The organism is Catenulispora sp. GAS73, from assembly GCF_041262085.1.
Lineage (GTDB): Bacteria > Actinomycetota > Actinomycetes > Streptomycetales > Catenulisporaceae > Catenulispora.
This window is the reverse complement of sequence record NZ_JBGCCM010000004.1, coordinates 234,963-259,858: the sequence shown is the minus strand read 5'-3', so window position 1 is coordinate 259,858 and position 24,896 is coordinate 234,963. Positions and strand designations below refer to the sequence as shown.

The window sequence follows — 24,896 nt, the reverse complement described above, 5'->3', positions numbered from 1 at the left end:
GCCGATCAGTCCGGCGCCTTTAGCGCGCACCGACTGCGGGCGTTCTCGTGGGTCTTTCGCGTGGGGGGAAATCAGCGACATGCGCCAAATCTAAGATCCAACCCGCGTTCGCATCAGCGGCAAATGCGACATCTTCGATGGGCATTCCGACTCGGCGAGGGCGCCGGATCGACGATGCCCGCGGGCTGGATCCCCCTCACGGCGTGATGGTGATCGAGCTGGCGTTGGACACGTTGGTGATGTGCGCGGCGGCCAGGGTCGTGGCCGGGCTGGAGCTGCCGGACGGGACGATGTTCTGCAACGTCACGTTGCTGATGGTGCCGCCGGGCAGCCCGGTGATCCGGCTGGCGGTCTTGTCGGCCGCCCGCAGCTTCACGTTGGTGACGTTCACGCCCTGCGTGGGGCCGACCCCCGAGGACTCCGTCATGAAGGCGAGCCAGCACTGGTTCCCGGCGTTGTTGAAGTCCAGGCGCTCGACATCGATGTCGCTGAAGGTGATGCCGCTGGCCGACACCGTCCCGTACTTGTGGTCGATACCGACGGCGACCGCCGCGTCGTACACGACGACCTGCTGGAAGGTGATGTTGGACTGCGGCTGGTCGACGCCCTGCCCGACCTTCACCGCGTAGCAGTACGTCCAGCACACCAGGTCGGTGAAGGTCACGCTGTCCAGCGGCTGCGGCTGGCCCGGCACCTGGCCCGTGATGTCCGTGTTCGACGCCCACGTCTTGGTGCTGAAGTTGTCGTCGAGGCCGATCCCGATCGCGTGCGTGACGCTGACGCCGCTGGACTCGTTCACGTCGACGCCGTCGTTCTCGCCCATGTCGAACCGGTTGAAGAGCTTGATGTTGGTGAACGTCACGTTCGACGACCGGACCGGGATGACGCTCCAGCTGCTGGACTCCCGGAACGTGACGCCGTCGCACGAGAAGCCGTCGACCCACACCGGCGCGAGCAGGTTCACCCCGAGGTTGCTGGGGGCCAACGATGCCATCCCGTTGCCGTCGATGATGCCGCGGCCGTAGAGGCTGATGTTGGAGGAGTAGAAGTCGGTGCTCACCAGCCAGGTCAGGTCCCGGTTCTGCGAGCTCTTGTGCCCGTTCACGGTGTAGTAGGCGGCGTCGCCGGTGTACCGCAGCACCGCACCGGGTTCCAGGTACAGCGCTGTATTGCTCAGCAGCACCAGGTTGCCGACGTTGTAGACGCCTTGCGGCACGTAGACAGTGCCCTGACCCCCGTTGCCGGAGCCCCAGGACGAGGCGTCGGCGATAGCGCTGCTGAACGCCTGCGTCGAGTAGCCACCGGTGCCCGGCTGCGCGTTGTACGGCGAGGCCGTCACGTTGAAGATGCCGTCGCCGCCGCTCGGCGGCTGGTTCGTCTCCTGCGGGTCGAAGGCCAGAACCAGCTGGGGCCGGCCGTCGAGCTTGACGATGTAGTAGCCGTCGCTGGGAAGGGTGAAGTTCAGGGTCGAGCCGCTCACGCTCGCGGAGATGCCGAGTTTCTGGGGACTGATGCTCCACGACCCGATGTTCGTGTTGTTGATCTTCGTGACGGCGACCTGCGCGCTGCCCGAGCCCATCGCCAGCTGCGCGATGTCGTAGCCGGTGAACTTCTGGACCGGGACCGGGATGCCGTTGACGGTGATCCGGTAGTCGGTGGACGCGGGGTAGATCGACGGCACCGGATACACCTGCAACGCGGCGGCGAACTGGGGTACGGCAGTACCCTGCGGCACGGCGGCGTCCTGGGGCGCGGCGTTCGCGGCCGGCGACGAACCCGGACCGAAGCCGTACAGCACTCCGCCGACGCCGATCACTCCAGCGGCACCGAGGAAGGCGCGCCGACTCACGTCGGATTTGGGGGACTCAGCGCTCGGTTCTGCATGTGGTTCTTTGCGTGGTTCTTTGCGCGGTTCCATGTGGGATTCCTATCCTTCGGGCAACTCTTGGCCACGCCGCTCCCACGAGGACTCACTGTGACGAGCAGCGAAGTCCGTGTCAAGCCCCGTCGAACACGGATCAACGCGATGGCAGGAGAATCAAACAGAGATCACCAGTGATCGAACACATCCGACCACCGAGTCTGCATCCCGATGAACTGCCCTGATGCCGTTTTCGTGTTGCGCGGGTGTGTCCGGCCACTGTGAAACGAGCACGTCCTGGTGATTTTCTGACCACTGGTTCAGTAATCAACCAACCGCTGACCGGTGCTTACCTGCGCACAGACCCCTTGACAGACCCACTGGTCTAGTCCAGCTTGATGAACTACGCCGCATTCGACGACCCGCCGGCCCCCTGTCGCTCCCACCGCAGCGGACCCGCCCCACCTGCTCCGCAATCGCACAAGAAATCACAGCGCCGGTCCCGTGCGCCGACGGCACTCGGACCACACGCCGACCACCCCACGTGAGGAGCACTGGATCCATGATCTCCCGAAGAAACCTGTTCGCAGCCGCTGCCGCCACAGCCGTCCTGCCCTCGGTCGCCGCCCTCGCCCCGCGCGCTTCGGCGGCCACCGGCAGCACGCTCAACATCGACCTGCAGAACAACACGGGCTCCAACACGGTCTACGCCTACGTCACGGGCCTCGCGATCGACAACGGCAACGCCTGGTTCCTCCTGCAGTCCGACGGACGGACCCCGTACTACCCGCCGTCCCCGCCCTCGACCCTCACGCCGCTCGGGGCGAACTGCGCCATCCCGCTGGGCCCGAACGGATCGACCACCCGGATCACCATTCCGCACCTGGCCGGCGGCCGAATCTGGTTCTCCATCGACAATCCTCTGACGTTCCTGGTGAACCCCGGACCGGCGCTGGTCTTCCCGTCGGTGAGCAATCCGTCGGACCCGAACATCAACGTGATGTGGGACTTCTGCGAGTTCACCTTCAACAGCACGAATCTGTGGGCGAACATCAGCATGGTCGACTTCGTGGCCATCCCGATCGGGCTGACGTCCACCGGCGCGGCCGGCACGCAGACCGCTCCGGGCCTGCCCGCCGGCGCGCTGGACACCGTCTGCAGTGCGTTGCAGGCTCAGAGCGCGGCCGACGGACAGGGCTGGAACCAGCTCATCGTCACCTCGGGCGGGGCGAACCTGCGCGCGCTGAGCCCGAACAACGGGATCGCACAGAACTCCTCGCTGTTCGCCGGCTACTTCGACGGGTACCTGGACCAGGTCTGGTCGAAGTACAGCTCCCAGACGCTGTCCATCGACACCCAGGCGCAGTGGGGCACCGTGACCGGAAACGTATCCGGCGGCGTGCTGAACTTCCCCGGCGTCGGCTCGTTCGGCCGGCCCTCCAGCGCCGACATCTTCAGCTGCAACTCAGGGCCCTTCAACACCAGCGGCGTGGAGATGGGCGCGCTGACCGCGCGGATCAGCGCCGCGATCAACCGCACCACGCTGCTGATCGACTCCGACCAGCCCGCCGGGGAGAACCCCGCGAACTACTACCAGTACCCGCAGACCAACCACTACGCCCGGATCGTCCACGCCACCAGCATCGACGGCCGCGGCTACGCCTTCCCGTACGACGACGTGGCGCCGACCGGCGGCGTGGACCAGTCCGGCGCGGTCGTCGACCAGAACCCCACGCTGCTGACGGTGACCCTCAGCCCGGTCCACGGGGGCGGCGGCGGGGGCGGCGGCAACCCGGTCATTCAGGTACAGGCCGAGAGCGGGACGCTGCACGGTCTGGGCACCGAGGCGATCTATCCCGGCTACACCGGTAGCGGATACGTCGCGGGCTGGAACCATGACGGCCAGTGGGTCGACCTCCACCCGAGCGTCAGTCAGGCCGGCCCGTACACCCTCACGCTGCGCTACTCCGCTGCCGCCGGTAACGCGTCACGGTACATCTACGTGAACGGGTCGGGGGTCGTGAACAACCTGAGCCTGCCCGGGACCGGGTCGTGGTCCTCGTGGAACACGGTGACGGTGCCCAACGTCGCATTGAACGCCGGGTCGAACACGATATCCGTGATCTACAACAGCTCGCTCGGCAGCTCGAACTACCTCAACCTTGACGAGATCACAGTGCAGTACGCCGGCTGAGCTTCGATCCCTATCCACCCTCGGGAGCCCCAGTGAGAACATCCTTGCCCGCACTACCCCACCGTCGCCGTTTCTTGGCCGCGTTCCTGGCTTTGGCCCTGGCGTTCTTCGTCGTGGACGGCCGCCAGACCCGAGCTCACGCGCAGGCTAACGGAGCCGCGATCAGCCCGCTGATGGGCTGGAGCAGCTGGTCGTTCCTGCGCAACCACCCCACCGAGGCCGCTATGAAGGCGCAGGCGCTGGCGATGTCGACCAGCGGGCTGGTCGATGCTGGGTACCAGTACGTCAACCTGGACGACTTCTACTACCTCGACCCGCAGAACACCGTGGACTCCTACGGGCGGTGGGTCACGGACAGCAGCAAGTTTCCGGACGGGATGGCGAATCTGGGTTCGTACATACACTCGCTCGGGGAGAAGTTCGGGATGTACTTGACGCCGGGGATTCCGGTGGCCGCGTACAACCAGAACACGCCGATCGCCGGGACTTCGTTCCACGCGCGGGACATCGTCTCCAACACCACCAGCTATGAGACGAACTACAACTTCGGCAGCGGTCGGATGTACTACATCGACTACGCGAAGAACCCCGCGGCCGCGCAGGCGTACCTGAACTCCTGGGCGAACCAGCTCGCCGGCTTCGGCATCGACTACCTGAAGATCGACGGCGTCAGCCCGAATGACGGGGATTCCCAGGGCGTCGCCGACGTCCAGCACTGGTCCCAGGCGCTCAACCAGACCGGCCGCACCATCCACCTGGAGCTGTCGAACAAGCTGACGAGGGCGGACGCGGCGTCCTGGCAGCAGTACTCGAACGGCTGGCGCATCGAGGACGACGTCGAGTGCTACTGCGGCGCCAACGGTTCGCCCTATCCGCTGACCGACTGGAACAACGTGGCCCTCCGCTTCTCCGACGTCGTCCCGTGGATCGGCGTCGGCGGCACCGGCGGGTGGAACGACCTGGACTCGATCGAGGTCGGCAACGGCTCGAACGACGGGCTCACGTATGACGAGCGCAAGACGCAGCTGACGCTGTGGGCGATCGAGAACTCGAACCTGACGCTCGGTGTGGACCTGACGAACCTGGACTCGACGGATGTCGGGCTGTTGACCAACTCCGAGGTGCTGGCGGTGGACCAGGCCGGGCATCCGGCGCGCGCGGTGGACCGCACGACGCAGCAGCAGGCCTGGTACGCGGCGAACGGCGACGGCAGCTACACCGTCGCCCTGTTCAACCTGGCTGGCTCGGCCGCCACCGCGTCCGTGAACTGGCAGGACATCGGCTTCACCGGCTCTGCGGCCACGGTGCATGACGACTGGTCGCACGCCGACCTCGGCAGCTTCGGCACCGGCTACAGCGTTTCGTTGCCCGCCCACGGAGCGACGCTGCTCAAGGTCACACCGACCGGGTCGGTCGGCTACACCGCGATGTCGTACAACATCGTCAACGCCAACAGCGGTCTGAACCTGGCCACGTCGGGGTCGTCGGTCGTGCAGCAGAGTGCTGATAATGCGCTGGACCAGGAGTGGCAGCTGGTGCCGGTCGGCGACGGCAGCTACAAGGTTCTCAACCGCACCAGCCAGCAGCAGCTGGCCGTTCCTTCTGGCAGCCAGGGCGCACAACTGGTCCAGGCAGGCGACGACAACGCCACCGACACCCAGTGGCGCCTGGTCCCGACCGGCAGCGGCTCCTACACGCTGAGCTCGCCCTCCGACGGCCTGCTCGCCGACGTCTCCGGCGGCTCGAAGAGCTCCGGCGCGCCGGTGATCCAGTGGCCCGCCAACGGCGGCGCGAACCAGAAGTGGACGCTGGTCCCGGTGCCCGATGCGAACGTCGCCTACCGCGTCGAGAACCTAGCAACCGGTGGCCGGCTGGACGTGAACAACGACTCCACGGCCGATGGCGCGACCCTGCTTCAGTACTCTGACAACGGCCAGGCCGACCAGAAGTGGACGTTCGTCAAGCAGGCGAGCGGCGCGTACACGATCGTCAACGCCAACAGCGGCAAGCTGGTCAACATCCCCGGACCGACCACCGCCGCCGGCACCCAGCTCATCCAGTTCGGCGACGACGGCGGCAGCAACGGCCGCTGGACGCTGGTGGACGAGGGGCCGGGGGCCGTCGGGCTGAAGAGCGTGTACGACGGGTTGATGATCGACCTCACCAACAGCAGCACCGTGCCCGGCGCCGCTGTGATCCAGTTCCCGGCCGACGGGGGCGTAAACCAGGAGTGGTCGCTCGTGCCTTGAGTGGGGCTGGGGCGGGGGCGGTGGGTCGGCGGGGCGGTGGGTCGCAGGAGCCTGCGGACTGCCGCCCCGTTCTTGCGTGTGTTTCCGGTATTGAGTGGGGTGGCCGGTGGGGTGGCCGGGGTGCGGTTGGGCCGCGGTTTACAGGCGATTTTTACGGCTTCGCGCAGGGTTTGATGACCTCGCTGGGGGACGCAGTTCGGTTGGGCGACTCATTTCGCGCTGGCGGCTGGCGGTTTTCGTGGGCACGACCGCGCGGTGGTTCGAGCCGGAGCGTGGTGCGTTGGCGGGCGGCGGTTTACGCGGACACGACCGCGCGATGGTTCGAGCCTGAGCGCGGTGCGTTGGCGGGTGGCGGTTCACGTGTCCACGACCGCGCGGCGGTCCGAGTCACTGCGCATGCGTTGCGTAGGCGGCAATCGTCGGGCGTGGTGGGCACCTCAAGGCCTCCGGCGGGCGCTCTACAGCGAGGGGGCGACCCGCGCGTGCTGCTGTTTGGCGGCGGTCCGGGACTGGTCGGCTCCCTTTACGCTGTTGCCTGCGTTGCGCTGTCTGCTGGCGGTCGCTGCTTGTGGTCGCCGAGGTTCTGGGTCCCTCGCCGCGTCGTCGCCGTAAACGGAACCAGCCCGGTCCGGTGGTGTCCAGCCGCATCGCTGCTGCTGTGGTCGTTCTCCGTTCGGCTGGACACCACCGGCCCGGCCAGGTTGGCAGAGCCCGCCGACGCGGCGAGGGACCCAGAACCAACACCCCACATGGTCCTTCGGACCCCCTCACCGCGTGGCCGGCCACGCTTGCCCGTCACCACCCGCAGCGGCCAAGGCACCGGTTCTCGCCGAGGCCGGCAGCCTGGCCGCACCGGTGCGGGGTCGTGCCCGCACAGCGAGCGAGGCCGTGGGCGCCGATCGTCAGCGCTCGACTGGCCCGGTGGCCCACTTCTGGCCGGCGAGGGCGGCGCGGATCAGGGTCAGGGTGCGGGTGTGGTCGGCGATGGTGTGGGCGCGGCCGGTGATTTCGTGGCCGCCGTCGAACCAGTCGAGGACTACGTCGGCGCCGGTGGCTTCGAGGGCTTGGGCGTAGGCGTGGGCCTGGGCTGCGGGGGTGCGGGTGTCGTAGCGGCCTTGGCGGATCCAGGCTGGGGCGCGGACGTGGTCGATGTAGGTGATCGGGGAGGCTCGGCGGTAGCGGTCGGGGATCTCTTCGGGGGAGCCTCCGATGAAGGTGCGCCAGGCGGTTTGGATGGCCGGGTTCATGTCGTGGTAGGCCGTGGTCCAGTCGGCGAGTGCCACGAAGGCCAGGGCGCCGGCGAACAGGGTGGGGAGGCGGCCTAGGGACAGCAGGGACAGGAAGCCGCCGTAGGAGTGGCCGGTGATGAAGATGCGCGCCGGGTCGGCGATGCCTTGCTCCACCAGCCAGTTCACTGCGGCGGCGATGTCCTCGGTTTCGCGGTCGCCGATGTCGGGGCGGAAGCCTTCGCGGAAGTCGCGGCCGAAGGTGACCGAGCCTCGGTAGTTCAGGGCCGCGTAGCCGATGCCCTCGGCCAGGAATGCCTGCGCTTCGGGGACGTAGCCGTCGACCGTGACCATGTTCGGGCCGCCGTGTACGGACAGCACCAGCGGTCCGGGCTCGGTGGCGCCTTCCGGTCGGGCCGACCAGACCTGGACGGGGGTGCCGTCGGCCGAGGTGACGGTGGCCGAGCGCAGTGGCGTCCCGGCGGGGACTGGTGTCGGCGCCGCGCCGAGGTCCCAGGTCTGCTCGCGCGTCTCGTCGCCGTCTACGCGCAGCAGTCGCAACGGCTGGTTGAAGCGCGTGTGCAGCAGCCTGATCTCCCGGCCGGGACCGTAGTGCGAGGCGAAGATGTTCAGGTGCGCCGCTGCGACGTCCGGGCTGAAGAAGCCGCCGTCGGGGTGCGGCACGGCACGCAGCGTGGCAGTCGCCAGGTCGTACTCCAGCACCCGGTGCACCCCGGCGTCGACGTGCACCAGCAGCAGCCGCTCGGCGTCGTCGGACCAGTCCAGTGCCACCAGGTCGCCGGCCAGGTCCGGGGCGTCTACGTCGATGCGGGCGCTGTTGGCGGGGTTGAAGACGCAGGGTCGGGCGAAGCCGCTGCGCTCGGTGCTCACCAGCAGCCGGTTGTCGCCGGGGACCGGGGAGAAGCGGACGGCGCGCACTGGGCCGTCGGGGCCGTCGCTGAGCACTGACACGGTCTTCGCGCCCTCGACGGCCAGGACGGTCACCGCGAAGCGGCGGATCCCCGGGTTGTGGTCGGTGGTGTCCACCGCCGCGAGCAGGCCGTCGGCCGAGATCACGCCGTTCCACGCCTCGTTCGCCGAGGCGTACAGGCGCCGCGGCACGTCGCCCTCGGCGGCGACGTGGAGTTCGAAGCCGTCGTCGGTGACCACGGTGAGCGCCACGCGTCCGCCGGTGCGGGCCACGTCCAGGCCCCGCAGCACATACGGCGGCAGGCCCGGGGTCAGGTCGGCGGCCGCGCCGGTGGCCAGGTCGGTGCGCCAGACGTGCCCGACCTCCGAGCCGTGGTCGTCGCGCATCGCCAGCAGCGAGAGACCGTCACGGCCGAGGACCGCCTCCAGGCCGTCGCCGGCGTCGGCGAGGGCGGCCGGAATCGCTGTGACCTGATCGCTTTCCGCGTCCCACACCGCCAGGGCCAGGCCGTCGGTGTCGTCGGTGACCAGGAGGCTGACGTCCCGCAGGCCGCGGCCCCGGCGGACCTTCACCAGGCGTTGGTGCGGGAAGTAGGCGTGCCAGTGGGGTTCAGGCATGGCAGGCATGGCAGGCTCCGATCAGAGTGGGCGGCTCAGGGTGATGGCAGGCGACTTGATGTGCGGATTCGCTGTCGCCGACGGTGGCGGGCTGTGTTGAAACGAGAGTCTGGGGCGGGGCGGTGGTGGCGCAGATATCAGTGGCCTTCCAACAGCGGGTGCGGAACCGGCAACCGGACGGCGGGGCGAGCGGGCTCGGCACGTCGCCGTCCAAGACGATCCGCTTGCGGGTGCGCTGGATGCGCGGATCGGGCACCGGCACCGCCGACAGCAGGGCCTTGGTGTAAGGGTGCGCGGGGCGGTCATACAGCGCCTCGGCTGGGCCCCGCTCGACGATCCGCCCCAGATACATCACCGCGACCTCGTGGCTGATCTGCCGGACCACCGACAGGTCGTGGGCGATGAACAGGTAGCTCAGCCCGAGTTCTGCTTGCAGGTCCTCAAGCAGGTTGATCACGCCGGCCTGCACGGACACGTCCAGCGCGGACACCGGCTCGTCCAGCACCAGGATCCGCGGCTCCACGGCCAGGGCCCGGGCGATGCCGATGCGCTGGCGCTGCCCGCCGGAGAACTGGTGCGGGAACCGGCCGGCGTGCGTCGGGTCCAGGCCGACCAGCTCCAGCAACTCGGCCACGCGCTCCTCGCGCCGTCCCGGGTGCAGGCCGTGCACCGTCAGTGGCTCGGTGAGCAGGGCCCGGACGCTGAGCTTCGGATTCAGCGAGGAATAAGGGTCCTGAAACACCAGCTGCACCGTCCGGCGCAGCCGCCGCAGCTCGGTGCCCCGGGCCGCGGCGACGTCGATGCCGCCGACCGTGACCTCGCCGCCGGCCGGTCGGACCAGGTTCACCAGCACCCGGCCCAGCGTGGTCTTGCCGCAGCCGGTCTCCCCGACCAGGCCGAGCGTGCGGCCGCGCGGCACCGTCAGGTCCACTCCGGCCACCGCCTGCACTGTGCGGGTCCTGCGGCCCATGCGGCCGCGGCCTTTGAGGTGGTATTCGGCGACCAGGTCGCGGACGTCGATCGCCTGCGGGGGCTCGGTCGCGGCGGCCGACTGCGTCATGGCCTCGGCGGCGGTCATCGTGCCGCTCCCATCAGCTCCAGCACGCGGGCACAAGCGCTGTCATGCCCGGGCGAAACCCGCGTCATCGGCAGGTCGGGGACGTCGCAGACCCCTGGCAGGACGTGCACGCAGCGCGGCCCGAACGGGCAGCCGACCGGCCGGTCGCGTGGCGACGGCGGCTGGCCCGGGATCGGCACGAGGCGCGCCGTCTTGCGGTCCACCCGCGGCAGGGCGGCGAGCAGGCCTTCGGTGTAGGGGTGTGCGGGGGCGTGGAAGAGGTCGTCCACCGGGCCGTCCTCCAGCTTCGTGCCGGAGTAGAGCACCAGGACGCGGTCGGCCAGGCCCGCGACGACGCCGAGGTCGTGCGTGATCAGCACGACCGCGGTGTCGGTGCGGTCCTGGACCCGCTCGATCACCTCCAGGACCTGCGCCTGCACGGTGACGTCGAGCGCCGTGGTCGGCTCGTCGGCGATCAGGATCTCCGGATCGTTGGCAATGGACATCGCGATCAGGGCCCGCTGGCGCATGCCGCCGGAGTACTCGTGCGGGTACTGGTCCAGCCGTGCCCGCGGGTCGGGGATGCCGACCAGGTCGAGCAGCTCGGCGGCGCGCTCGTGCAGCTCGACGCGGCCCCGGTCGCGGTGGTGGACGGCGACGGCCTCGGCCAGCTGGGCGCCGACCGTCATCATCGGGTTCAGCGCGGACAGCGCGTCTTGGAAGACGATCGCGATCCGGCGCCCGCGGACGTCGCGCATCTGTGTGTCCGACAGGGTCAACAGTTCCTCGCCGCGCAGCCGGATCGAGCCGGTCACCTCGGTGCCGGCCGGCAGCAGCCCCATGATCGCCATCGAGGCGGCGGACTTGCCGGACCCGGACTCGCCGACGATGCCGAGGGTCTCGCCGGCGGCCACGTCGAAGCTGAGCCCGGTCACGGCGGTCACCGGGCCGGCCTCGGAGCGGTAGCGGACGGTCAGGTCGCGGACCGCCAGCAGCGGCGTGTCCGCCGGACCCGCGCCACCGGTCGGGATCGCTGAGGCGGCCGGGCCCCCGGAGTTGTTCGTCGCGGCTGTCGTCATCGCCTTATTGCCTTCCTTGCGGGTCCAGGGCGTCGCGCAGCCCGTCGCCGACGAAGTTCACCGCCAGCACCGTGGCCAGGATCGCCAGGCCCGGCGCGTAGAGCAGGTAGGAGTGGGAGGTGCCGACCATGCCGGAGGCCTGGCTGAGCATGGTGCCCCAGCTGGAGCGGGGCGGCTGCACGCCGAAGCCGAGGAAGCTCAGCGTCGACTCCAGGATCACCGAGGCGGCCACCGCCAGCGAGACGTTGACCACGATCACGCCGGTCAGGTTGGGCAGCAGGTGCCGCCACAGGATGCGCCGGGTCGGCACGCCGAGGACCCGGGCCGCGTCGATGTACTCCTTCTCGCGCAGGCTGAGGACCTGGGCGCGCACCACGCGGGCGATGCTGGTCCAGCCGATGCCGGCGAGCACCAGGACGATGGTCGGCGGGGAGGAGCCGAGGCCCTGGATAGCCAATGCCAGCAACGCGATCGCGGGCACGATGAGGAACAGGTCGGTGACACGCATGAGCACCTCGTCGACCCAGCCGCCGAAGTAGCCGGCGACCGCGCCGAGCAGCGTGCCGAGCGCCGTGGACAGCACGCCCACGCCGAGGCCGATGGCCAGGGACACCTGCCCGGCGTACATGACCCCGGACAGGTAGTCCCGGCCCAGCTCGTCGGTGCCGAGCAGGTGCGCGCCGGACGGCGGGGCGGCGCCGAGGAGCAGGTCCTGCGCGTTGTGCGGGTAGGGAGCGAGGAGGCTGGCGCCGAAGCAGCCGACGGTCAGGGCCGCCAGGACGACCAGGCCGGCGACCGCGACCTTGTGGCGCGCGAAGCGGCGCAGGGCGATTCGCGCCTGGCTCGGCTCGTGCGCGTTGTTGCTGGTCTTGTGCGCCTTCTCGGTATCGGGCTTGGTGTCGGTCTCGATCTCGGTCATCGCAGATTCACCCGAGGGTCCAACAGGGCGTACGCGGCGTCCGCCAACAGATTGAAGAGGATCATGGCGAGCGCGATGACCAGCATCCAGGGCACGAGGGTGAACACGTCGCCGGCCATCATCGAGTCCAGGAACAGCCGGCCCATGCCGGGGATGGAGTAGATCTGCTCGGTGACCACCAGCCCGCCGACCAGCAGCGCGGCATCCATGGCGACCACCGTCACGAAGGGGGCGAAGGAGTTGCGCAGCGCGTGCCGGATCAGGATCCGCCGACGCGGCACGCCCTTGGCCCGCGCGGTCCGCACGTAGTCCGAACCCAGCGACTCCACCAGCGCCGCCCGGCTGAACCGCGACCACCCGGCCACCAGCCCGACGGTCATGGTCAGCACCGGCAGCACCAGATGCCGCAGGTAGTCCACGTTCACCCCGTGGGAGCCGGGCGAGTGCAGGCCGATGAAGTACAGCGGCGGGTCGGCCATGCCGAACTGCTGCTGCGGCCAGATCGCGAGGGCCTGGATGAGGATCAGGCCGACCCAGAACGCGGGCATCGCAATACCCAGATACGACAGCGCGGTGAAGCCGTAGTCGCCCACGGAGTACTGCCGCGAGGCCGAGTACAGCCCGACGGCCAACGCCAGCACCGCCGCGAACAGCACGCCCCAGACCACCAGCTGCGCGGTCGTGCCGAGCGCGGACCCGATCATGGTGGAGACCGAGCCGCCGGTGCGGGTACTGGTGCCCCAGTCGCCGGTGACGAACGCCTTCATCCACCGCAGGTACTGCACCGGCACCGGCCGATTCAGGCCCAGCCGGGCGGTCTCGCGCGGCAACGCGGTCGGGTCGTGCGACTGCCGCAGCTTGGCCAGCGGGTCGAAGGTGGCGCGCACCGCCCAGAAGAGCAGGAAGGAGGCGATGATCACGACCGGCACGGAGGTGGCCAGGCGGCGGGCCAGGAAGGTCAGCATGGTGGCGCCTCCGAGGCTTGGGGGGATGGCGGCCGCGATTGCGAGTGCGGCGGCGAGGGGAGCCTCTGTGAGAGCCTCGGCGGTTGCGGGCCCGGATGCGGCGGCTGCGGCGCTGGCCGCGATTGCGGATGCGGCATGTACTGGCGCTGCGGCCAGGTCTGCGGGTGCTGCAGCGGCGCTGGCTGCGCGTGCTGCGGCTGCGGCACCGGGCGCACGTTCTGGTGCGGCGGCCAGGTCTGCGTGTGCTGCTGCGGCGGCGCCGGTCGCGTGCGCTGCTGCGGCAGCGAGGCATGCGGCAGGAGCATTGTCCTCAGTGCCATCACGAAACCAGCCCCCACTCCGCGAGGTTCCACCAAGGCCCCTCCAAGGGATTGATGCTGATCGGCCCGCCGACGCGCTTGTTCCACAGCAGCACGTTCGGCACCGCGCTGATCGGCAGCGACACGACGTTGGCGGCGATGAACGTGTCCGCTTGCAGCGCGGCCTGGCGGCGGGCGGTCTCGTCGGTGGTGTTCGCGACCTCGCCCAGTAGCTGGTCCAGTTGCGGGTAGTTCGACCGGATGAAGTCGATGCCGGCCTGGCCGTTCGAGGGGCCCGGGATGTTCTGGGAGGCGAAGCTGGCGTCCAGGGTCGGAGCCGGGAAGGTGTCCACGATGGTCCAGAGCCCGAGGTCGAAGTCGCCGGCCGGGGCGGTCTTGCTGAAGAGCTCGGCGGCGGTGCTGTTCTTGATCGTCAGGGTGAATCCGGCCTGCTTCAGCTGGGCCTGGAGCACCTGCTCGATCAGCTCGCGGCGCTTGTTGCCGGACAGCGAGGTGATGGTGAACGCCGCCGGGCGGCCGTCCTTGGCCCAGACGCCGTCGCCGTTCTTCGCCCAGCCCGCGCCGGTCATCAGGGCTGTGACCTTCGTCAGGTCCAGGTGGTAGGTGGAGAAGTCGGTGCCGGCGTAGCGCGACAGCATCGGGGAGTTGAAGCTCTGCGCCGGGCTCGTGGAGCCCAGCGGCCCGTACAGCCGCGTCACCAGCGACTGGCGGTCGATGGCGTACGCCACGGCCTGCCGCACCGCGGTGGAGTCGAACGGGAACCGGGCGTTGTTCATCCACAACGCCTCCAGGTTCCCCGACTGCGCGTCGGTCTGGATGTTCGCGTTCGGCAGCCCGGACTTGATCTGGTCGATGACGTCCAGCTGCGGCGACGGATACAACGCGTCCAACTGCCCGGAGCGGAACGCCTGGAAGGCCGCGGCCGTGTCGGCGGTGAACTGGAACGTCACCTTGTCCAGATGCGGCTTGGGACCCCAGTACTTGTCATTGGGCACCAGCGTGACGCTGCTCCCCCGCACCCACTGCTCGATCTTCCACGGCCCGCCGCTGAAGCTGTACCCGTTCTTCATCACCGCGTCCCGGTCCTTGCCGGCCAGCAGGTGCGACGGCAGCACCCCGTAGTCGCCGCTGAACAGCATCTTCCAGTTGCCGAACGGCTTGCTGAGCGTCACCACGGCGGTCTGCGGATCCGGGGTGTCGACGGAGGTGATGAGGCTGTACCCGGTCTTGTCGAAGATGTCCTGGCCGTCGCGGACCTGCAGCGCCGTGTACTTCAGGTCGGCGGAGGTGATCGGCTGCCCGTCGGACCAGACCGCCTTCGGATTCAGCCGGTAGGTGATCTTCGGCTGCGCGTCCCCGGTGATCGTCGGCTCGCCGGCCATCAGCGGCGAAGCCACCGGCACCCAGTCGGCGCCCTGCTTGGCGACCGTGAACGCCTGCGGGATCGTCTCGTTCTTCATGATGTACTCGCCCCACACCGCGCCGCTGCACGTGCCCAGCCAGTCCGCACAGTCCGGCTCCTGCTCGGCGCCGATGACCAGGCTGCCGCCTTGGCGCACGGCCACGGGAGCCGCGGTCTGGGTACGGACAGCCGATCCGGCCGCCGGATTCGCGGAACCACCGCCGCAACCGGCCAGGACCAGAGAAAGGGAGAGTCCTGCGACGACAAGGGCGACGGGCCCCGTGCGGCGAATGCGGCGAAGGCGGCCGATGCCGCGGGGGGTATAGCTCAACTGCCGGTTCATTATTTGTCAACCTCTTCTCAACCGGTGCGCCGATAGTGAGGGGTAGCGATACCGGTCGTGTCAGTGAGCGATGGGAATGGGAACGGTGAGTGCGGGTATTGCGGGACCCGGTGTCAGCGCAGGGCTTCGATCAGCCCGGCGACCAGAGCCGCGCGTTCGAGCAGGGATTCCTCGGCGACCCATTCGTGGCGGGCATGAGCACCGGCACCGCGAGGGCCGAGGCCGTCAAGCGTCGGGATCCCCAGGCCGGCGGTGAAGTTGCCGTCCGAGCCGCCGCCGACCCGCGCCGCGCCCAGCGACGGCAGACCGCGCTCGCGGGATACCTTCCGTGCCAGGTCCAGCAGCTCGTCGGACATGGCCTGCTCCAGCGGCGCCCGGTTGATACCGCCGGACACCTCCAAACGAGCCTCGGGGTGCCGAGGCACAAGCGCGTGCAGCGCAGAATCGACGCGCTGCAGCTCGGTCAGCTGCCAAGCGCGCACATCGACGTTGAAGGCAGCCGCCTCGGGCACCGTATTGGTAGTAGTGCCCGCGGAAGCGACAGTCGGAGTAACAGTCGTGCCGGCGCCGCTGTCGCCAAGCCTGGCGACAGCGAGCACCTGACTCGCCAGCTCGATCAGAGCGTTGACGCCGGCCTCCGGCTCAAGCCCGGCATGCGAGGCGCGGCCCCCCACAGCGATCCGGTACAAGCCCACGCCCTTGCGCGCGACCTTGGCGGCGTCACCTTCGCCGGGCTCCAGCACCAGCACAGCCGAGCAGTCCGCGGCAGCGGATTCGACCAGCGCACGAGACGTGGGCGACCCGGTCTCCTCATCCCCCGTCACCAGCACACTGACATGCTCCAGGCCCCCGCTGTCGGCGGCCAGAGCGAGCGCCTCCCACCCGATCACCAGACCAGCCTTCATATCGAAGGCACCAGGCCCGGTCAGGCGGCCGTTCTCGCGGGCGAAGGGCCGTTCGGCCAGCGTCCCCAGCGGCCAGACGGTGTCGGCATGGCACAACAGCAGCACACCGCCGGGCGCGCCGGACCGCTTGGGCCAGAACAGGTGCGGAACCTCGTCGCGCACCAAGCGGTGCGGCGTGCCCAAACCCGCCGGAGCCCAGGCGGTGAGCAGGTCGTAGCACGCGTGCAAGCCCGCGGCGTACCCGGACGGAGTCTCGTGCCCGACCAATTCGGCCAGCCGGGACACCGCACGCTCGGCGGCAGCCGCCGGGCCGGTTCCGAGGTTGTCGGCGGCAGTCATGAGGACCACCCCTGCCGGGCCAGGAACTCCCCCAGCACGGACGCCGTGGCCTCCGGCGCCTCCTCGGGCACGTAGTGGTCGCACGGCAACGCCTGGCCGATGACCGCCTTCGCGTAGTCGCGCCACACGTCCAGCACGTCGTAACTCCTGCCGACGAAGCTGTGCTCGCCCCACAACGCCAGCACCGGACACTGCACGAGTCGACCCGCAGCCGCGTCCGCCTCGTCGTGTTCCAGGTCGATGCCCGTCGCAGCCCGGTAGTCCTCGCACGAGGCGTGGATCGCCGCCGGATCGGAGAAGCACCGCACGTACTCGGCCATGGCCGTGGGATGGAACGGCGTGCCGCCATGGTGCCGGGCCTGCATCCGGGTCCGGACCCAGAACCCGGGGTCGGCGCCGATCAGGTGCTCGGGGATGCCGTTGCCGGCGGCCAGAAAGAACCAGTGGTAGTACCCCAGAGCGAAGTGCGTGTCGGCGGTGGCGAACGTGTGCCGGGTCGGCACGATGTCCAGCACCGCCAGCGCCGCGACCGCGTCCGCGTAGTCCAGCGCGAGGCGGTGCGCGACCCGGCCGCCCCGGTCGTGGCCAGCCACGGCGAAGCGGTCGAAGCCCAGCTCGCGCATCACCAGATACTGGTCGGCCGCCATGGCGCGCTTACTGTAGGCGGCGTGTCCCGGCGCCGTGGACGCCGGCTTGTCGCTGTCGCCGTACCCCCGCAGGTCGGTGAGCACCACCGTGTACCGCGAGGCCAGCAGCGGTGCGACCCGGTGCCAGATCACGTGCGTCTGCGGGTAGCCGTGCAGCAGCAACAGCGGCGGCCCGTCGCCGGCCACACGCACGTTCACCCCGACGCCCTCGGCGTCCACGCGCCGAGCGGTGAAACCCGGTAGCAGCTCGTCGTTCATGCCCTGATCACAGCAACCCGTCCGGCGGCCTGTCCAAGACACGTCGGTGATGTCTCTGATAGGAACGCCCTATCTGCGGTGCTGAACCGGGACGCCGAGACCAGCCGAGACCTCCGGGACCGGCGTCGTCGGCGAGGTCGAAAGCGGGGTGGAGGGCGGTGCGAGATGGACGTCCGGCAGCTGGAGTACTTCCTGGCGATCGTGGATTCCGGCGGCTTCAGCCGGGCCGCCACCGCGCTGTACGTGTCCCAGCCGTCGTTGTCGCAGGCCATGCAGGCCCTGGAGCGCGACCTGGGCAGCGACCTGTTCCACCGGATCGGCCGCCGCGCGGTCCTCACCGAGGCCGGCACCGCGCTGATCGAGCCGGCCCGGGCCGCGGTGCGCAGCCTGGAGCTGGCACGGGCCAGCGTGGGCACGGTGCAGGCGCTGCGCGGGGGCGCCCTGGACATCGCGGCGATGCCCTCGCAGGCCGTCGAACCGCTGAGCACGCTGATCCAGCGGTTCGCCGTCCGGTATCCCGACGTCGTGGTACGGATCCGGGCCGCGTTCACCCCGCGCGACGTGGTGGAACTGGTCCGCACCGGCGCCTGCGAGCTGGGGCTGGTGGCCACGCCCGGGCCGCTGGCCGAGCGCGGCGTGGTCACGCACCGCACCTGGGAGCAGCGGTTCGTGCTGGTCACGCCACCGGACGGGCCGTTCCCGGCGGGCGTGCCGGTGAACTGCGCGGCGCTGAGCGGGCACCGGCTGATCGTCGGCCAGCGCGGCACCGGGATGCGGATGTTCGTGGACAGCCTGCGCCACCAGGGGATCGAGGTCGGCATCGCGGTGGAGAGTGAGCACCGGGTCTCCATCCTCCCGCTGGTGCTGGACGGGGTCGGGTTCGCGGTGGTCACCGAGGCCTGGCGGGAGCTGGCCGAGCGGACCGGGGCGCTGGTGCTCGACCTGGAGCCGCGGGCCGCGCTGCACGTCGCGCTGGTCAGCCGGACCGCCGAGCTGACCCCGGCGGCGCGCGCCTGTCTGGAGTTGGCGGCGGCCACGCACGAGGCGTCGCCGCCCGACACCCGCTGAGCGCAACCGCAACCCGGAGGTCCAACCGATAGGCCTCACCTATCAGGAGCATCGCCGATCGGTCTTGGACGCCCTCTCCGGGGCGTTGATGCAATCAGCCCATGACGAAACACCGCATCGCGCTGATCCCCGGCGACGGCATCGGCACCGAGGTCGTGCCCGCCGCACGCCGGGTCCTGGAAGCCGTCGGGGCCCGCCACGGCCTGCACTGGGAGTTCACCGAGTTCGACTGGTCCTGCCGGCGCTACCTGCGCCAGGGGGCGATGATGCCGGAGGACGGGCTGGAGCGGCTGCGCGAGCACGACGCGATCCTGCTGGGCGCGGTCGGCTACCCCGGCGTTCCGGACCACGTCTCGCTGTGGGGCTTGCTGATCCCGATCCGGCGCGGGTTCCAGCAGTACGTGAACCTGCGGCCGATCAAGGTGTTCGAGGGCGTCCCCTCCCCGGTGCGCGGCGCGCTGCCCGGCGAGGTCGACTTCGTGGTGGTGCGGGAGAACGTCGAGGGCGAGTACAGCGAGATCGGCGGCCGCATGAACCGCGGGTTCCCCGAGGAGCTGGCGGTGCAGGAGGCGGTGTTCACCCGCACCGGGGTGACCCGCGTCGTGGACTACGCCTTCGACCTGGCCGAGCGCCGCCGGGGCCGGCTGACCTCGGCGACGAAGTCCAACGGGATCGTGCACACGATGCCGTTCTGGGACGAGCTGGTCGCCGAGCGCGCGGCCCGGCACCCGGCCGTGAACTGGGACCAGGAGCACATCGACGCCCTGGCCGCCAAGCTGGTCCTGGACCCGGCCCGCTTCGACGTGGTGGTCGGCAGCAACCTGTTCGGCGACATCCTCAGCGACCTGGCCGCCGCGGTCGCCGGCAGCATCGGCATCGCCCCCTCGGCGAACCTCAACCCCGAGCGCGCGTACCCCTCGATGTTCGAACCCGTCCACGGCTCGGCCCCCGACATCGCCGGCCGCGGCATCGCCAACCCGGTCGGCGCCATCTGGTCCGCGGCGATGATGCTGGAGCACCTGGGGCACCCGGACGCCGCCGAAGATGTCAACAACGCCATAGCCGCCGCGCTGGCCGACGGGACGGTACTCACTCCGGACCTGGGCGGCTCGGCCGGGACCAAGGAGGTCACCGAACACGTGGTGGAGCTGGTGGAGGCTGCGGCAGGGTAGCCGCGAGGGCCCACCGAACCGAAGGACAGCCAGCCGCGAGCGCCGACCGGCGAACTCGATCGCCTCCGCGCTCCACAGCTCCGGAATTCCGGATCCGCTCGGGACTCTGGGCATCGAGGCGGCAGCGCTTTACGCCACGGCACTGGCTATCGCCGCAGCTCGACTGCGCAGCTCGCTCGACGGCATCGCCGGGCCGTTCGCCGTCGCCGTCCTGCTGCTCGCGATCGGCGTCACGCTCCTGCTCCCGGAGAGCATCACACTGTTCCCGTCACCGAACGACCCCCGGTGGCATCAGGTACACATCCAATGGACAGCAATCTTCACCATCGCAGTACTCGGATATCTGTGGGCTGCTTCGGACCACGTCCGCTGAATCGGAAAGGAGCTGGAACGCATCATGGCCGCTACTCGGGAGTACCAACGCAAGGCCGAGGAAGTCCTCACTGCAGCCGAGGAGCTCTTCTTACGGCACGGCTACACCGACACGACCATGCAGGTCGTGGCGGCTCACGCCGGCGTCGCAAAGGCCACCGTCTACAGCAACTTCCCCACCAAGGACGCGCTGTTCGAGGCAGTCGTCAGCCGCCGCGCCGAGGTCAACCCCATAGGCGCCGAGCACATCGACCTGGAATCCCACGACACACGCGCGACCCTGGTCGAGCTAGCCACCTGCTTCCTATCGGCCATCTACTCGCGCGAGCACCTCGAACTCCTGCGCACCGTAGTAGCCGACGCACGCCGCTTCCCCCACCTCGGAGCCCTGGTCGTCGAGGGTGCAGGCCTGCAGACACGCACAAGAATCCGCGAGTACTTCGCGCGCCTCATCGCACGGAGCGAGCTCCAGATCAACGACCTGGACATGGCGGTCGAGTACTTCCTGGCCATCATCAAGGCCGACAGACACGTGAAGCTGCTACTGAATCAGGACGTGGACACCACCCCGGAGACCATCCGTACGATCGCCGAGGGCGCGGTGGACATCTTCCTGAACGGGTCACGCCCGCGTGGGTGACTCCGTCGACTCCGTCGGCTCTGTAGCAGCCCAGCTGGCCAGCAGGTTCAGGGCGTCGAACGACGGGGTGGCGGGCTCGGCGGTGTAGGCCATCATGGTCAGTCCGGTGTCGGCGGGGAGTTCCAGAGCCTCGTAAGCGAGGGTGAGGTCCCCGACGACCGGGTGATGGATGCGTTTGACGCCGGTGCGGTGCACGAGCACGTTGTGGGCGACCCAGGCGGTGCGGAAGTGGTCGCTGCGCGTGGACAGCTCGCCGACCAGCTCCGTCAGGGGTTTGTCGTGCGGGTCCCGTCCGACTTCGGCGCGCAGGATCGCGACGGTGCCGGCGGCCATGCGCTCCCAGTCGAGGTAGTAGTCGACGGCCGCGGGGTCCAGGAACATGAAGCGGGCCACGTTGGGCGGTCGGCGCGGGGTGGTGCTGGTCGGGGTGGCGAGGATCGGGGCGAGCAGTGCTTCGCCGAGCCGGTTCGCGGCCAGGATGTCCAGGCGGCGGTTGCGCACGTAGGCCGGGGCCGTGGACATGGAGTCCAGGATGCGCTGGACGGTGGGGCGCACGGCGGGCTTGGGGGTGCGTGCGGGGGTCCGCGTGCCGGTGTTGACGGCTTCGGCCAGGTGGAACAGGTGCGCACGTTCGGCCTCGTCGAGGTGCAGGGCACGTGCGAGGGCTTCCAGGACGCTGTCGGAGACGCCGCGGGCGTTGCCGCGTTCGAGCTTGATGTAGTAGTCGGCGCTGACGCCGGCCAGCAGCGCGACCTCCTCGCGGCGCAGACCGGCGACCCGGCGGCTGCCGTGGCCACCGGCGCCGCCTCGGCTGCCGCTGCCGCTGCCACCGGTGCCGGTGCCGGTCAGGCCGGCCTTCTCCGGGGTGATCCTGGCGCGGCGGGAGGTGAGGAAGTCGCGGAACTCGGTGCGGGCGTCCATGCCTCCAACGGTACGACCGTTTCTGTCCGCGTGAGGGGGTCTGGCAGTACCTGGAACAGCAGGAACCCCCTGGTCGGAGGCCAGAGGAGGCAGTCCGTGCCAGGCTGGGAGCCATGGAGTACACACGACTCGGAACGTCGGGCCTCAAGATCAGCCGGATCGGCTTGGGCTGCATGAGTTTCGGCGACCCGACCAAGAGACTGACCTGGGTCCTCGACGACGACGCGGCCGAACCGATCTTCCGCCAGGCCGTCGAGCTGGGCATCACGTTCTGGGACACCGCCAACATCTACGGCCTCGGCACCTCCGAGGAGATCGTCGGCCGGGCGCTACGCAAGTACACGCGGCGCGAGGACGTCGTCCTGGCGACCAAGCTGTGGGCGCCGATGCACGAGGGCCCGGGCGGCGCGGGCCTGTCCCGCAAGGCGGTCATGGAGCAGATCGACGCCTCGCTCCAGCGCCTGGACACCGACTACGTCGACCTCTACCAGATCCATCGCTTCGACCCGGAAACCCCGATCGAGGAGACGATGGAGGCGCTGCACGACGTGGTCAAGGCGGGCAAGGTGCGCTACATCGGCGCCTCGTCCATGTGGGCCTGGCAGTTCGCCGCCATGCAGCACGCCGCGCGGTCCCACGGATGGACCAGCTTCATCTCCATGCAGGACCAGTACAGCCTGACCCACCGCGAAGAGGAACGCGAGATGTTCGGCCTCCTCGCCCACGAGGGCGTCGGAAGCATTCCGTGGAGCCCACTGGCCGGCGGCCGGGTCACGCGTCCCTGGGGCGAAAGCTCCACGCAGCGCGCGGAGGTCGGCCCGACCACCGACACGTATGGCAGGCCCCTGTTCCTCGACAGCGACCGGGCCATCGTCGAAGCCGTCCAGCGCGTCGCCGAGTCCCGCGACGTCCCGATGGCGCAGGTGGCGATGGCCTGGGTGCTGAAGAACCCGGTGGTCTCCGCCCCGATCGTGGGCGCGACCAAGCCGCACCACCTCGCCGACGCCGTCGCGGCGCTCGACATCGAGCTCACCACCGAGGAGATCGACTCGCTGGAATCGCCCTACGTCCCGCGGCTGCCGACGTTCTTCTGACGCACGTCGCTCGCGTGGCGCCCCGGGCTTTCGGCCCGGAGCGCCTAGCGAGGCTCAGCGCGCATCAGAGCCCATACTCGATCGCAGTCGCCCCGGGCGAGGCGACCCCGTACTCAATCGCCGTCGCGGCCGGCGACACTCCGAGCGCATACTCGACAGCCGTCGGGTCCGGTGAAACTACCCCGTGCTCGGCGGCGCTGGAGGGCGCCGCGGTCACTATCACCGCGATGCCTGTCGCAGCGGCCAGTCCGCTGAGGCGCCTGAAGACAGATCTCATAGCGGTCTCTCCTATCGGGATTCAGATGGCCCTCACTACGACGGTAGCCCACTCAGCTCATCAGGGCTCTGTTATCGAGTGAGCGCGAGGGTCTGCCGACTCTCCACCCTGATGACGGGAGCCAGCTCCGGCCCCCCACGCAGCCGCTCCAACCACTGCACCACCTCGGCCGCGACGCTCCGGTGCATGATGTCGTTCAGCACGTCGTGCCGCCCGCCCGCCGTAACCGCCAGCTCGGCACGGGGAAGCCGAGCCGCGACACCACGCGCGACGTCCACAGAGGCAACAGAGTCGACCGCGCCGTGCAGCAGCAACACCGGGACTGCCACGTCTTCGAGCCGAGCCCCCGACAGAACCGCCGCGAGATGCGCCGGGATCGCATCGGACAGGCTCCCCCGCCCGAAGTCGACGTCAGCGCTGAGCCGGGCCTGGTGAGTGGGGCAGCTTGTGCGCGCGGCAAGTTCGTGGTCCCAAGCTGCTTCTTCCTCATCGGAAGGCGGAGCCGGGATGTCAGTGTCAGAGTCGGGCAGCCCGACCAGCAGCAGTCCGTCCACCTTCACACCACCGAGCTCGGCCAACACCAGCGCAAGAGCTTGCAGCGCCCCGGTGTCCGAACCGGCCAGCACAACCGGCACGCCAGGACTCGCACCCGCGACCAGCTCCCCGACCAGATACGACACGGCGCCGAGGTCGTCATCCGCCGAGCTGTCGAGCGCATGCACCACATACGCGTCCTGAGCCAGCCGCCGACCGAAGCGTTCGTAGACTCCACCGTGCTCGCCTCGACCGGGGAGCAGGATCACCGTCCCCCGCACCAAGGGCCCGTCCGACGCCGGCTCCCAGGTGTGCGTCGAGGTGTGCGTCGACTCCGCGGCCGTCACAGCTCCGCTCCGACAGCCGCGCCGACCAGCGCACCGGTGTCGGGGCCAGCCTCGGCACCAGCACCAGCATCCCGCCGCGCCACTTCCTCCCGCACCAGCGGAAGCAGCTGCCGCCCATAATCGATCGCATCATCAAGCGGGTCGTACCCCCGAATCAGAATCGTCGTGACCCCGATGTCGACGTAGTCCAACAGCGCCTGCGCAACCGTCTCCGGCGTCCCAACCAACGCCGTCGAGTTACCTCCCGCCCCAGTAGCCTTCGCCGGCGCAGTCCACAGCGCCCGATCATGCCGATCAGCCTTCGCCGCCGCAGCCAACAACCGCTGCGACCCGACGTTCTCCGGCTCCGACCCCGGACCACCCCACCCGCGCCGCTTCTTCGACCAGAACGCCGTCCCACCCCCATTGGTGATCGTGTCCAGAATCCGCTCGGCTCGCTCCCAAGCCAACTCCTCGGTCGCACCGAGAATCGGCCGGAACGAGACCGAGATCCCCGGCACATCAGTCCGCCCCGCCGCAACAGCCGCCGCCCGCACCGAAGCGATCTGCTCAGCCGTCTCCGCCAGCGGCTCCCCCCACAACGCGAACGTGTCCGCATGCCGCCCGCCGACCCGATACGCCGCCTCCGAAGAGCCACCGAAGTACAGCGGGATCCGCCCCACCGGCTTGACGTCGGCGTAGTGGTCCTCGAACCGGTAGAACCGGCCCTCGTGGCTGAACGGCTCCTCGGACTCCCACGTCTGTCGCAGGATGCCGAGATACTCGTCCGTGCGCTCGTACCGCTCGTCCTTGGTCAGGTAGTCCCCGTCCCGGCGCTGCTCGGCGTCGTTGCCGCCGGTGATGGTGTGCACCGCGACGCGGCCGCCGGTGAACTGGTCCAGGGTGGCGAACTGCCGGGCGGCCAGGGTCGGGGCGACGAACCCGGGGCGGTGCGCGACCAGCACGCCCAGCCGCTCGGTGTGCGCGGCCGCGTACGCCGCAACCTGGGCGCCCTCCGGGAAGCCGGAGCCGTAGCCGATCAGGATCCGGTCGAAGCCGGCGTCCTCGTGGGCCCGGGCGAACCTGCGGGTGAACGCGGGATCGACGACCGGTCCGTCGGTGCGGAAGGTCTCCGAGGCGTGCTTGGTGGCGATCATGCCGATGAACTCGACGGGCATGG

18 protein-coding genes are annotated in these 24,896 nt (G+C 69.6%); 6 read left to right on the top strand and 12 right to left on the bottom strand.

Going from position 1 to position 24,896, the window contains the following annotated elements; translation table 11 throughout:
• Window positions 1–196: 196 nt before the first annotated feature.
• Complete coding sequence (locus ABH935_RS07955) at window positions 197–1,849, bottom strand: coagulation factor 5/8 type domain-containing protein (protein ID WP_370377137.1); 1,653 nt, start codon at window positions 1,847–1,849, stop codon at window positions 197–199.
• Between the two features lie 574 nt (window positions 1,850–2,423).
• Here ABH935_RS07955 and ABH935_RS07950 point away from each other — a divergent pair.
• Complete coding sequence (locus tag ABH935_RS07950; protein WP_370377136.1) at window positions 2,424–4,055, top strand: beta-1,3-glucanase family protein; 1,632 nt, start codon at window positions 2,424–2,426, stop codon at window positions 4,053–4,055.
• A gap of 74 nt (window positions 4,056–4,129) precedes the next feature.
• Window positions 4,130–6,304, top strand: a complete 2,175-nt coding sequence (locus ABH935_RS07945) for an alpha-galactosidase (RefSeq protein WP_370377135.1) — start codon at window positions 4,130–4,132, stop codon at window positions 6,302–6,304.
• A gap of 902 nt (window positions 6,305–7,206) precedes the next feature.
• Here ABH935_RS07945 and ABH935_RS07940 read toward each other — a convergent pair.
• The 8 genes from ABH935_RS07940 to ABH935_RS07905 form a co-directional block, all read right to left on the bottom strand.
• Window positions 7,207–9,078 (bottom strand): prolyl oligopeptidase family serine peptidase, encoded by a 1,872-nt coding sequence (locus ABH935_RS07940; RefSeq protein WP_370377134.1) that lies wholly within the window; start codon window positions 9,076–9,078, stop codon window positions 7,207–7,209.
• Window positions 9,071–10,156, bottom strand: coding sequence for an ABC transporter ATP-binding protein (locus ABH935_RS07935; RefSeq protein ID WP_370377133.1), 1,086 nt, complete (start codon window positions 10,154–10,156; stop codon window positions 9,071–9,073). Before ABH935_RS07935 ends, ABH935_RS07940 begins: the two co-directional genes overlap by 8 nt.
• The gene (locus ABH935_RS07930; RefSeq protein ID WP_370377132.1) at window positions 10,153–11,214 is read right to left on the bottom strand and encodes an ABC transporter ATP-binding protein; all 1,062 of its coding nucleotides are present in this window, start codon (window positions 11,212–11,214) and stop codon (window positions 10,153–10,155) included. The genes ABH935_RS07935 and ABH935_RS07930 overlap by 4 nt, the downstream gene beginning before the upstream one ends.
• Window positions 11,215–11,218: 4 nt before the next feature.
• Window positions 11,219–12,133 carry an ABC transporter permease gene (locus tag ABH935_RS07925; protein ID WP_370377131.1) on the bottom strand — a complete coding sequence of 305 codons (915 nt, stop codon included), beginning with the start codon at window positions 12,131–12,133 and terminating at the stop codon, window positions 11,219–11,221.
• Window positions 12,130–13,098 carry an ABC transporter permease gene (locus ABH935_RS07920; RefSeq protein ID WP_370377130.1) on the bottom strand — a complete coding sequence of 323 codons (969 nt, stop codon included), beginning with the start codon at window positions 13,096–13,098 and terminating at the stop codon, window positions 12,130–12,132. The genes ABH935_RS07925 and ABH935_RS07920 overlap by 4 nt, the downstream gene beginning before the upstream one ends.
• A 319-nt stretch (window positions 13,099–13,417) precedes the next feature.
• The gene (locus ABH935_RS07915; protein ID WP_370377129.1) at window positions 13,418–14,983 is read right to left on the bottom strand and encodes an ABC transporter substrate-binding protein; all 1,566 of its coding nucleotides are present in this window, start codon (window positions 14,981–14,983) and stop codon (window positions 13,418–13,420) included.
• A 293-nt stretch (window positions 14,984–15,276) separates the two neighbouring features.
• Window positions 15,277–16,407 carry a M20 family metallopeptidase gene (locus ABH935_RS07910; protein WP_370377128.1) on the bottom strand — a complete coding sequence of 377 codons (1,131 nt, stop codon included), beginning with the start codon at window positions 16,405–16,407 and terminating at the stop codon, window positions 15,277–15,279.
• Window positions 16,404–17,312 carry an alpha/beta fold hydrolase gene (locus ABH935_RS07905; protein WP_370377127.1) on the bottom strand — a complete coding sequence of 303 codons (909 nt, stop codon included), beginning with the start codon at window positions 17,310–17,312 and terminating at the stop codon, window positions 16,404–16,406. The genes ABH935_RS07910 and ABH935_RS07905 overlap by 4 nt, the downstream gene beginning before the upstream one ends.
• A gap of 165 nt (window positions 17,313–17,477) precedes the next feature.
• Between ABH935_RS07905 and ABH935_RS07900 the strand changes: the two genes are divergently transcribed.
• The 3 genes from ABH935_RS07900 to ABH935_RS07890 all read left to right on the top strand — a co-directional run bounded on the left by ABH935_RS07900 (window position 17,478) and on the right by ABH935_RS07890 (window position 20,564).
• On the top strand, window positions 17,478–18,380 hold the full coding sequence (locus ABH935_RS07900; protein ID WP_370377126.1) for a LysR family transcriptional regulator: 903 nt from the start codon (window positions 17,478–17,480) through the stop codon (window positions 18,378–18,380).
• Window positions 18,381–18,481: 101 nt separating this feature from the next.
• Window positions 18,482–19,552, top strand: a complete 1,071-nt coding sequence (locus tag ABH935_RS07895) for a tartrate dehydrogenase (protein WP_370377125.1) — start codon at window positions 18,482–18,484, stop codon at window positions 19,550–19,552.
• A 397-nt stretch (window positions 19,553–19,949) separates the two neighbouring features.
• Entirely contained in the window at window positions 19,950–20,564 is a 615-nt protein-coding gene (locus ABH935_RS07890) for a TetR/AcrR family transcriptional regulator (protein ID WP_370377124.1), read from the top strand.
• Here the strand turns inward: ABH935_RS07890 and ABH935_RS07885 are convergent.
• Window positions 20,547–21,485 carry a helix-turn-helix transcriptional regulator gene (locus ABH935_RS07885; protein ID WP_370377123.1) on the bottom strand — a complete coding sequence of 313 codons (939 nt, stop codon included), beginning with the start codon at window positions 21,483–21,485 and terminating at the stop codon, window positions 20,547–20,549. The genes ABH935_RS07890 and ABH935_RS07885 overlap by 18 nt on opposite strands.
• Before the next feature lie 113 nt (window positions 21,486–21,598).
• Between ABH935_RS07885 and ABH935_RS07880 the strand changes: the two genes are divergently transcribed.
• A complete protein-coding gene (locus tag ABH935_RS07880) occupies window positions 21,599–22,579 on the top strand; it encodes an aldo/keto reductase (RefSeq protein WP_370377122.1) in 981 nt (326 codons plus the stop codon).
• 348 nt (window positions 22,580–22,927) lie between these two features.
• On the opposite strand, the gene ABH935_RS07875 is transcribed toward ABH935_RS07880, so the two are convergent.
• Both ABH935_RS07875 and ABH935_RS07870 read right to left on the bottom strand, forming a co-directional pair.
• Complete coding sequence (locus tag ABH935_RS07875) at window positions 22,928–23,737, bottom strand: alpha/beta hydrolase (RefSeq protein ID WP_370377121.1); 810 nt, start codon at window positions 23,735–23,737, stop codon at window positions 22,928–22,930.
• Window positions 23,734–24,894, bottom strand: a complete 1,161-nt coding sequence (locus ABH935_RS07870; RefSeq protein WP_370377120.1) for an LLM class flavin-dependent oxidoreductase — start codon at window positions 24,892–24,894, stop codon at window positions 23,734–23,736. The genes ABH935_RS07875 and ABH935_RS07870 overlap by 4 nt, the downstream gene beginning before the upstream one ends.
• Window positions 24,895–24,896 lie beyond the last annotated feature (2 nt).

What these genes read in the sequence shown, in the direction of transcription:
- ABH935_RS07880 (WP_370377122.1), top strand. Translation starts at nt 21,599, where the DNA reads ATGGAGTACACACGACTCGGAACGTCGGGCCTCAAGATCAGCCGGATC.
- ABH935_RS07920 (WP_370377130.1), bottom strand. Translation starts at nt 13,098, where the DNA reads ATGCTGACCTTCCTGGCCCGCCGCCTGGCCACCTCCGTGCCGGTCGTG.
- ABH935_RS07890 (WP_370377124.1), top strand. Translation starts at nt 19,950, where the DNA reads ATGGCCGCTACTCGGGAGTACCAACGCAAGGCCGAGGAAGTCCTCACT.
- ABH935_RS07925 (WP_370377131.1), bottom strand. Translation starts at nt 12,133, where the DNA reads ATGACCGAGATCGAGACCGACACCAAGCCCGATACCGAGAAGGCGCAC.
- ABH935_RS07930 (WP_370377132.1), bottom strand. Translation starts at nt 11,214, where the DNA reads ATGACGACAGCCGCGACGAACAACTCCGGGGGCCCGGCCGCCTCAGCG.
- ABH935_RS07940 (WP_370377134.1), bottom strand. Translation starts at nt 9,078, where the DNA reads ATGCCTGAACCCCACTGGCACGCCTACTTCCCGCACCAACGCCTGGTG.
- ABH935_RS07950 (WP_370377136.1), top strand. Translation starts at nt 2,424, where the DNA reads ATGATCTCCCGAAGAAACCTGTTCGCAGCCGCTGCCGCCACAGCCGTC.
- ABH935_RS07885 (WP_370377123.1), bottom strand. Translation starts at nt 21,485, where the DNA reads ATGGACGCCCGCACCGAGTTCCGCGACTTCCTCACCTCCCGCCGCGCC.
- ABH935_RS07905 (WP_370377127.1), bottom strand. Translation starts at nt 17,312, where the DNA reads ATGAACGACGAGCTGCTACCGGGTTTCACCGCTCGGCGCGTGGACGCC.
- ABH935_RS07910 (WP_370377128.1), bottom strand. Translation starts at nt 16,407, where the DNA reads ATGACTGCCGCCGACAACCTCGGAACCGGCCCGGCGGCTGCCGCCGAG.
- ABH935_RS07900 (WP_370377126.1), top strand. Translation starts at nt 17,478, where the DNA reads ATGGACGTCCGGCAGCTGGAGTACTTCCTGGCGATCGTGGATTCCGGC.
- ABH935_RS07870 (WP_370377120.1), bottom strand. Translation starts at nt 24,894, where the DNA reads ATGCCCGTCGAGTTCATCGGCATGATCGCCACCAAGCACGCCTCGGAG.
- ABH935_RS07895 (WP_370377125.1), top strand. Translation starts at nt 18,482, where the DNA reads ATGACGAAACACCGCATCGCGCTGATCCCCGGCGACGGCATCGGCACC.
- ABH935_RS07935 (WP_370377133.1), bottom strand. Translation starts at nt 10,156, where the DNA reads ATGACCGCCGCCGAGGCCATGACGCAGTCGGCCGCCGCGACCGAGCCC.